Source organism: Sulfurimonas sp. (assembly GCF_032250635.1).
Classification (GTDB): Bacteria; Campylobacterota; Campylobacteria; order Campylobacterales; family Sulfurimonadaceae; genus Sulfurimonas.
On record NZ_JAVVFL010000090.1, the window covers coordinates 1 to 8,619 of the forward strand.

Sequence of the window (8,619 nt, forward strand, 5' to 3'; positions counted from 1 at the left end):
AGTCTTACCATAGCACCTTTTCGGCGGAGTTTTAATCCCTCTTCAAGTATCTCCAAAAAGTCGTCTGCTTCCTCCTCTTCAATCTCTATATCAGCATTTCTAGTAACTCTAAATGAGGCAAATTTTATAAGTGTATATCCAGGAAAAAGGTCCTCTACATGCTCTGCAACTAAGCTCTCTATAGGAACATAGATGTCATGTTCAAGCTCGATAAATCTCTCCAAAACTCTAGGTACGCGGATGATTCCAAATCTCTCGATGGCTACGTTATCGCTGTCTTTGAGTTTTACAATAAGCCCGAAGCTAAGGTTGTTTAGATGCGGGAAAGGGTGCGTAGCATCCACGGCGATAGGGATGATTACTGGGTAAATATTTTCATTGAAATATCTGTTTAGATAGTGTCTTTGGTGCTGATTTACATCTTTGTAGAGCTTTATGCTGATGCCCTCAGGCTCAAGTTTTTTTAAAATCCCGTTCATGCAGTGCTCAACTACCTGCTGCTCTTGATGGAGATATTTTCTTATCTCTCTCAGCTGCTCAAGAGGCGTGAGTTTATCGGCACTCGAGACTATAATGCCTGCGGCAAAAAGCTTTTTAAGTCCGGCAACTCTAATCATATAAAATTCATCTAGGTTTGTTCCATAGATTGCCAGAAACTTAAGACGCTCTAGAAGAGGAAGCGACTCATCCTGCGCCTGTTTTAAAACTCTTGTATTAAATTGAAGCCATGAGATTTCGCGATTGTTGTACAGGCTTGGATTTTTTAGATTTATCATTATAAATCCCTATGAAAATAAAATAAGGTCGAATTATACCAAATAAAGGTTACTTTATGACTCCGGTGCCCTTGTAGTTTGTACTGTGATAGATTGTAGCGCCGTTTTTACGAGCGTAGTATCTTATAAGCAGTTTTTGCAGAGTCGGCTCAATTGAGGGGGCAAACCAGGCATTGTTGCTCATGGCAAGTACAAAATCCACATCTCCCTCATAAATCTCCTGACATGTAGCCTCGTAGCAGATGGCATTTCTAAACTTTACTCCTTTAATCGTAAAGTCAGTCGGTTCAGTTGCTGTTTTAAAATCGGATGCGCCGCCAAAAAAGATCTCATTAATAAAATCCTGTGCGAATTTTGGAAGCGGAATATACTCTCCAAAAGGAACCAAAACCAATTTTTTTGCCACTTCAAAATTGCCGTTATCAAACATGTAGGTCACATTGTAGTGCATACCATCTTCGCTGAGGAGAGAGCCCGCCACTATGGCTATATCTTTAGAGGCTTTTGTTAGTTCATCGAAGATAACGGGCGCTTGGTTCATAAAAAAGGGAAAAACGGATTCAGGAAACACGACTACGTCATATCCATTTTTTTTAGCCGCTCTAATCTCCTTGAAAATCAGCTCAATGGTGGGGGAGAGGCTCTCTCTTAGCCACTTTTTCTCTTGAGGTATGTCGGTTGTTACAAGTTTTATCTTTAGCGGTGCTTCTTGTTGGGTAGGAGGAGCAAAGTTTATGCTAAGAAGAAGGAGTAAAAGAGGAGCAAAAGTGTATGGTTTTTTTATGTAAGAGGGCGCAGCAAGAGCGGCAAGTACTAGGGCAAATTGGTATTTTTGAACTCCAAAATAGCTATCTACGAAGAGAACTTCCATCTGCAGCCAGTTAAAATCAAAAGGCTCTATAAAACTAAGAGCGAAGAGCATTAAAGCTCTTATTGCCGCACTGTTTGTAAGAGCTAAAACCCCAAAAAAGAGCATGTATACAAGCGCAAAAAGGAGAGTGATTATAGGTTCCATATACCCTACGTCATTGTATTTAAAACTATAGCCGATCCAGTAGAACCAGAGAAGACCTATAAAAAAACCGGCTACCAAAGAGGCTCTTTTTGGGATGTACAGAAGAAGAGCAAAAGCAAAAAGTCCAAATAGGGTATTTATGAAGTTTATAGTTATATCGAAGTGCTCCAGATAGAGAAAAGCGCTGAAAAAAAGTGAGGTTATGACTCCGCATATCAAATCAAAAAGTAAGGGATTGTAGTTGTCTCGGATGGAATGGATTTTTTTAATCATTTTTTAGCGCTCTATTTTTTGGTGTGAATTATAACACTATTCAGTCTTTTATTAATATAGTTCTTGTATAATCGCCGCAATTTACTCAAAGGAAACCCATACTCATGGAAATAATAAGTCAACTACTCCCGTTTATAATCTTAATTGCGATTATGTACTTCATAATCATTCGCCCGCAGCAAAAAGCGGCAAAAAGCCATAAAGAGATGTTAGAATCTCTAAAAAAAGGCGATAAAATAGTTACAATAGGTGGAGTCATAGCAACTATATATAAAGTTGAAGAGAAATTTTTAAGCATTAAAATAAATGATGATGTAATTGTAAAAGCAACAAAAGATGCCGTTGCTAGAAAGTACGAGGATGAAGCTTAATTATCGAATAATCGTATTTGCTCTTGCCATAACTTTTGGTATATTTTTCTCCGCACCTTCTCTTTTTCAGATGCAAGACGGGAAAAAAGTAACCTTGGGTCTTGATCTTCAAGGCGGACTCCATATGCTTCTTGGTGTAAAAACCGAAGAAGCGGTCAAGTCTAGAATTAAGTCTATTGCAGCAAGCGTCAAGCACTTTAGCGAGAGAAAAGACATCTTAATCGACACGCTCAGTTTTGATGAAGAGGGCATTACTCTTACTCTTTTGGACAAAGACGATGTTAAAACAATCCAATCTTTTTTTCACGAGATTGAAGGTGCCATCGTAGTTGTCGTAGATGAGAAGATCTCTTTTGGACTTAGTGATGAGGAGATTTTAAAAACTCAGCAGCAGGCAATTTCTCAAGCTATTGAGACGATTAGAAACAGACTTGATCAGTTTGGTCTGACAGAGCCTATCGTTGCCCGTCAAGGCGAGGAGAAGATTCTTGTCCAGTTAGCCGGCATAAAAAACACAGAAGATGAGCAGCGTGCTCGTGAGCTTATCTCTCGTGCGGCAAAACTCGAACTCATGGCAGTCGATGAAGATAGAATAGCAAGAGTTTACAGTATGAGTGAAAGTGAGGCAGCATCATACGGAGATGTTATTTTAGAAGATGCAGCCAATCCGAATGTTAAACATTTGGTTCGCGAGATTCCAATTCTTGATGGCACGATGCTTACAGATGCCAATGTTGGATTTGATGAAAACAATCGCCCTTTGATCAGCTTTTCACTAAATGCGGAAGGGGCTGAAATATTCGGCGATTTTACCGGCAGAAGTGTCGGAAAACGCTTAGCTGTTGTTCTTGATGGCAAGGTTTACTCTGCTCCTGTTATCAATGAGCGTATCGGCGGCGGAAGCGGGCAGATTTCAGGAAACTATAGCGTCTTAGAGGCAAAAGATTTGGCAATCGCTCTTCGCTCAGGCTCTCTTTTGGCTCCAATCTATCTTATGGAGAAGCGCTCTGTTGGACCTAGTCTGGGTGCTGATAGTATTAAAGCTAGTTTAATTGCGCTTGTTGGCGGATTTGTATTAGTTATAATCTTTATGGTAGTTTACTACAGAATGGCGGGTATCATAGCAAATATTGCTTTGATTGCAAATCTCTTGATTATCTTGGCTGTTATGAGTCTCTTTGGGGCTACATTGACGCTTCCGGGAATGGCGGGAATAGTTCTGACCGTCGGTATGGCAGTTGATGCGAATGTTATCATCTCCGAGCGTATCCGTGAGCTTATACATGAGGGAAAATCTATTCATAAAGCCATAGAAGAGGGTTATTCAAATGCCATGAGCGCTATTTTGGATGCAAACATAACTACGCTTATAGCCGCAGTTGTTCTTTACGCTTACGGAACAGGTGCTATCAAAGGTTTTGCAATTACCATCAGCATAGGAATACTCGCTTCAATGCTTACGGCGATTCTTGGCACACACGGTATCTATGAGATGCTTGAGAAGAGAATGCAAAAAAGTAAAAACAACCTTTTATGGTTTGGAATTAAGGGTTAATTATGGAATTTTTTAAGTTTAGTAAAACCTTTAATTTTATGGGGAAGTCAAAATTTTCGATGATTTTATCGATAGTTTTAGTACTTGGCTCGTTTGTTCTTTTGGCGACAAAAGGTCTTAACTACGGAGTCGATTTTGCGGGCGGTACGATTGTTCAGGTAAAGTATAACACCGCTGCTCCTATTGATGAGATGAGAGAAAAGCTAAAGAGCAACACCATTTTTGAGGGCGCTTCAATAACGGAGTTTGGCTCTGAAGATGAGGTTGTTATCCGTATGAGAACAGCAACGGGAGACGTAGTCGTCGATGTTGGAGATATTACGCGTGAGGCTCTTATGGGCACGGGAGAGTTTGAGATTCGCCGTGTTGATATTGTCGGTCCAAAAGTGGGAAGCGAGCTAAAAGAGAAGGGGATAATGTCTCTAATCTTAGCCGTTATGGGCATCTTGATCTATGTGGCATTTAGATTTGAGTGGAGATTTGCAGTTGCTTCTATAGTGGCGCTTGTTCATGACGTCTCAATCGCTCTTGGAGCAATAGCTCTTGTTGGATTAGAGGTAAATCTTGACGTATTGGCTGCGCTTCTGACCATCTTGGGATACTCCCTAAACGATACTATTATCGTATTTGACAGGATTCGTGAGGGTGTAGTAAAGGGAAGAGATGTTGAGCTCGCAGAGATAATTGACAACTCTATCACAAAAACTTTGGCTAGAACAACACTCACTTCGCTTACAACTTTGTTTGTTGTATTTACGCTCTTTATGTTCGGCGGTGAGATTATTCATGCCTTTGCATTTACTCTTTTGGTGGGAATTGTTGTAGGAACATACTCATCAATCTTCGTTGCCTCTCCGACACTGCTTCTTTTTGGTTTTGATGTGAAAAAATACCACGTCAAGCTTGCCGAAAAAGCAAAAAGAGAAGCGGAAAAAGAGAGAATGAGATCGCAGTTTGAATCAGGGATAATGTAAATTATCCACCCTTTTTTCCGAGCTTTTGCTCGGTAAAACCTCCTTTTTAAAAGCTCATTACACTTTGGTTACCTAATAAAGATACAATTGTTTATCACAAAAAAGGAGTCTGTCATGAGTAATGTTTCAATTTCAATATTTTTTCTGTTTGTAGCTTTTTGGGTCTACTCTATCATCTCTGTATATAGAGCAAAATTTAAAGAGGAGAAGCAGAAAACCTTTTGGTTAATAGGTATTGTTTTTGTTCCGCCTTTAGCATTTTTTTACCTCTTTATGAAAAAAAACCTGCTTCTGAAATAGGCTATATAAAGACTTCAGTCGCTACTTAAGATACTTTTTGTATAATCTTGCCAATTAATTTAAGCAGAGGTGTCGGTATGGATTGGGGAAAAGTAATATACGTGTTTTTTTCATTGATGAGTTTAACATCAATTGCAGGTTTTTTATATGAGCATAGCGCTGTCGCGCTCTTTGTGGCGGGCAGCTTAAATCTTGTCTCTACATTTTTAAAAATAGGTGTGAGAAACCTCCTCTCAGCCGAGTTACTAGCATCATCACTGGTCGCTGATCTTCATCTTATACCGGCATTTATCTATCTAGAAGTCGTTGGAAATCTGGAGTGGGCAATTGCTCTGGCAATAGGGGCTTTGATAGCAAACCTATTTTCCGTGGGACTTGTCTATATAGAGAGTTCTAAAAATCGCGAAGAATATTAACTATATTATAAGCTAAATGAGCAAAGCCATTTAGCTACGCTAAGACCGCTTGGGTCACAAAACCTTTGGTTTCTTTAGAAAAGCTAGACTCTTTGGGAGTCACAATAATTTTACAGGAAGTTTTAATTTGGAATATAACGCAAAGACCATAGAGAAACAGTGGCAAGAATACTGGGCTCAAAACAGAAGCTTTGAGCCGAGTGAAGATTTTAGTAAAGAAAAAAAATATATACTGAGCATGTTCCCTTTTCCAAGCGGAAGACTTCATATGGGGCATGTAAGAAACTATACTCTAAGCGATGCTTTTGCAAGATATTACCGTCAGCAGGGCTTTAACGTTCTTCACCCCATCGGTTTTGACAGCTTCGGTATGCCTGCGGAAAATGCGGCTATCAAAAACGGCTCACATCCAAAAAAATGGACATATGACAACATAGACTACATGAAGGGTGAGTTTAAGTCGCTTGGATTCTCTTTTTCAAAAGAGCGCGAACTTGCTACGAGTGATGAGCTTTATACAAAGTTTGAGCAGGGCTTCATTATCGACATGTATGAGAAAGGTCTTCTCTACCGCAAAAAAGGCTTTTTAAACTGGTGCCCTAGTTGTCATACCGTTTTGGCAAACGAGCAGGTTATTGAGGGCTCATGCTGGAGATGTGATACTCAGGTCGTTAAAAAAGATATGAATCAGTACTACTTCAAGATTACCAAGTATGCAGATGAGCTTTTAGATGATTTGCATAAGCTTGAAAATGGCTGGCCTAAGCAGGTTTTGACCATGCAGGAGAACTGGATAGGCAAGTCAAACGGTCTGGAGTTTCAGCTCCGTTTTGATGATGATTCACTTTCTAAATTAGAGAAAAAATTTGATGGGTTTGATGTCTTTACGACACGTCCCGACACAATCTACGGTGTAAGTTATGCGGCTTTAGCGCCTGAACATGAGATAGTAACTTACATGATCGAGAAGATGCTTCTTGATGATGAGACGGTTACAAAAATCAAAGAGATGAAGAATGCTTCCTCCATCGATAGACAAAAAGAGAAGAGCGGTATTTCTTTAAACTTAAATGTCATACATCCACTTACAAACAAAAAAGTGCCTCTCTGGGTTGCAAATTTTGTTTTAATGGACTACGGAAGCGGCGCGGTAATGGCTGTTCCTGCACATGATGAGAGAGATTTTGACTTTGCTAAAAAGTACGACCTTCCTATAAATGCCGTCATAAAGCCATTTGAGGGCGAGCTGGAGGGCAGTAAGGCATATACGGAAACAGGAGAGCTATTTAACTCTCAAATGTTTGACGGCTTAAACTCTAAAGAGGCGCAATCAAAAATCATAGACTATTTTCAAGAAAATGGACTCGGTAAAAGAACAACCAATTACAGACTAAAAGATTGGGGAGTTTCGCGCCAGAGATATTGGGGTGCGCCTATCCCTTTTGTTCACTGTGAGAGCTGCGGTATCGTTATGGAGAAAAAAGAGAATCTCCCTATAGCGCTTCCTGATGATATTGAGATTACGGGAGAGGGAAACCCTCTTGAAAAGCATCCCTCGTGGAAGCATTGCAAATGTCCAAAGTGTGAGAGGGATGCAATCCGCGAAACCGATACGATGGATACGTTCGTAGAGTCTTCATGGTACTTCTTGCGTTTTTGTGCATCGCCGAAAAACTGGGAAAAAGAGGCTTTTTCTAAAGAGCAGATTGAGTACTGGATGGGCGTTGACCACTACATAGGCGGGATAGAACACGCAATTTTACACCTTCTTTATGCGCGATTTTTTACAAAAGTCTTTCGTGATTTGGGCTATCTAGAATTTGATGAGCCTTTTGAGAAGCTTCTTACGCAGGGAATGGTTTTAAAAGACGGCGCTAAAATGAGCAAGTCTAAGGGCAATACGGTTGACCCTGATGCGATTATAGAGAAGTACGGGGCCGATACTGCAAGACTTTTCATACTCTTTGCCGCACCTCCTACGCAAGAGCTTGAGTGGAATGACAGTGCCGTCGAGGGCGCATATAAGTTTTTAAAAAGATTTTACGACAGAAGCTCACATGTAAACAAAATCAGTGCAATCCCTCAAATTGAGCATGCAACTCTCTTAAAAGAGGAGAAGTTTGCTAGAAAAAAAGTGTATGAAGCTTTGGCAAGAGCCGAGGATGTTTACACTCAAAAATATACTTTCAATACAATGATTGCAGGTGTTATGGAGGCTATGAACGCGCTTAACCTTCAGTCAAATGAGAAAGTTTGGAGTGAAGGGTATTGGATACTTACCTCCATTATGGAGCCTGTAATACCGCATATTTGTTGGGAGATTTCTAGCAGATGCTTCTCTCTTAAAAACTTGACTCTGCAAAAAGTCGTAGAAGAGGTTTTTGTAGAGGAGTCTATAATTCTGGGTGTTTCAATCAACGGAAAGAGCAGATGTGAGATAGAAGTTGCACCGGATGCAACGCAGGAGAGCATCCTCGAAGCCGCAAAAGAAAAAGCGCAGAAGTGGCTTGAGGGCAAGATTTTGGTAAAAGAGATTTTAGTTCCAAAGAAATTAGTAAATCTAGTCATCAAGGATTAATATTGAACTTTTTTTCAACTATTAGGGCGTTTTTGATTCTCTTTTTGCTTTTAGTTGCTCTAAGCGGATGCGGATATAAATCGAGTGCTAAGTTTTCGCGTGAAGTTATGGGCGATAAGATAAGCACAAGCGTTATTATCTCAGCTGTAGATCCTCAAAATACCGTTGTCATAAAAGATGCGGTTGATAGAGCGATTATTGAGGTTTTTCAGGCTTCTTTGGTAAGCAAAAGCGAGTCTCAGACGCACCTGGTGTTGAAGATGGGAGTGCCCGCTTATGCACCGATTGTTTATGATGAGAACGGTTACGTAATAGGCTATAGAATGAGTGTCAGGCTAAATATCATTAAGCACACAAATGG

General features: G+C 40.2%; 8 protein-coding genes and 1 pseudogene. 7 read left to right on the forward strand and 2 right to left on the reverse strand.

Annotated elements, in window-relative coordinates:
• A pseudogene (locus RQ763_RS06625) lies at window positions 1-776 on the reverse strand (RNA degradosome polyphosphate kinase); the annotation flags it as partial.
• Window positions 777-825: 49 nt separating this feature from the next.
• On the reverse strand, window positions 826-2,064 hold the full coding sequence (locus tag RQ763_RS06630) for an apolipoprotein N-acyltransferase (protein ID WP_314151895.1): 1,239 nt from the start codon (window positions 2,062-2,064) through the stop codon (window positions 826-828).
• 104 nt (window positions 2,065-2,168) lie between these two features.
• Here RQ763_RS06630 and yajC point away from each other — a divergent pair, with 104 nt between their 5' ends.
• The 7 genes from yajC to RQ763_RS06665 form a co-directional block, all read left to right on the forward strand.
• Window positions 2,169-2,435 (forward strand): preprotein translocase subunit YajC, encoded by a 267-nt coding sequence (gene yajC / locus RQ763_RS06635; protein WP_314151896.1) that lies wholly within the window; start codon window positions 2,169-2,171, stop codon window positions 2,433-2,435.
• Window positions 2,425-3,990 (forward strand): protein translocase subunit SecD, encoded by a 1,566-nt coding sequence (gene secD, locus RQ763_RS06640; protein WP_314151897.1) that lies wholly within the window; start codon window positions 2,425-2,427, stop codon window positions 3,988-3,990. The genes yajC and secD overlap by 11 nt, the downstream gene beginning before the upstream one ends.
• A gap of 2 nt (window positions 3,991-3,992) precedes the next feature.
• A complete protein-coding gene (gene secF, locus RQ763_RS06645; RefSeq protein WP_314151899.1) occupies window positions 3,993-4,964 on the forward strand; it encodes a protein translocase subunit SecF in 972 nt (323 codons plus the stop codon).
• A gap of 114 nt (window positions 4,965-5,078) precedes the next feature.
• Window positions 5,079-5,264: a PLDc N-terminal domain-containing protein gene (locus tag RQ763_RS06650; RefSeq protein ID WP_294930779.1), complete on the forward strand. Its 186-nt coding sequence runs from the start codon at window positions 5,079-5,081 to the stop codon at window positions 5,262-5,264.
• A 77-nt stretch (window positions 5,265-5,341) separates the two neighbouring features.
• Window positions 5,342-5,680, forward strand: a complete 339-nt coding sequence (locus RQ763_RS06655; protein ID WP_137013803.1) for a DUF6394 family protein — start codon at window positions 5,342-5,344, stop codon at window positions 5,678-5,680.
• Between the two features lie 127 nt (window positions 5,681-5,807).
• Window positions 5,808-8,258: a leucine--tRNA ligase gene (gene leuS / locus RQ763_RS06660; RefSeq protein ID WP_314151901.1), complete on the forward strand. Its 2,451-nt coding sequence runs from the start codon at window positions 5,808-5,810 to the stop codon at window positions 8,256-8,258.
• A 2-nt stretch (window positions 8,259-8,260) separates the two neighbouring features.
• The coding region (locus RQ763_RS06665) for a hypothetical protein (protein ID WP_314151902.1) at window positions 8,261-8,619 on the forward strand (359 nt) is incomplete at its 3' end.

Coding starts and splice junctions, on each gene's coding strand:
- secF (WP_314151899.1), top strand. CDS start 3,993: ATGGAATTTTTTAAGTTTAGTAAAACCTTTAATTTTATGGGGAAGTCA.
- secD (WP_314151897.1), top strand. CDS start 2,425: ATGAAGCTTAATTATCGAATAATCGTATTTGCTCTTGCCATAACTTTT.
- yajC (WP_314151896.1), top strand. CDS start 2,169: ATGGAAATAATAAGTCAACTACTCCCGTTTATAATCTTAATTGCGATT.
- RQ763_RS06650 (WP_294930779.1), top strand. CDS start 5,079: ATGAGTAATGTTTCAATTTCAATATTTTTTCTGTTTGTAGCTTTTTGG.
- RQ763_RS06655 (WP_137013803.1), top strand. CDS start 5,342: ATGGATTGGGGAAAAGTAATATACGTGTTTTTTTCATTGATGAGTTTA.
- RQ763_RS06630 (WP_314151895.1), bottom strand. CDS start 2,064: ATGATTAAAAAAATCCATTCCATCCGAGACAACTACAATCCCTTACTT.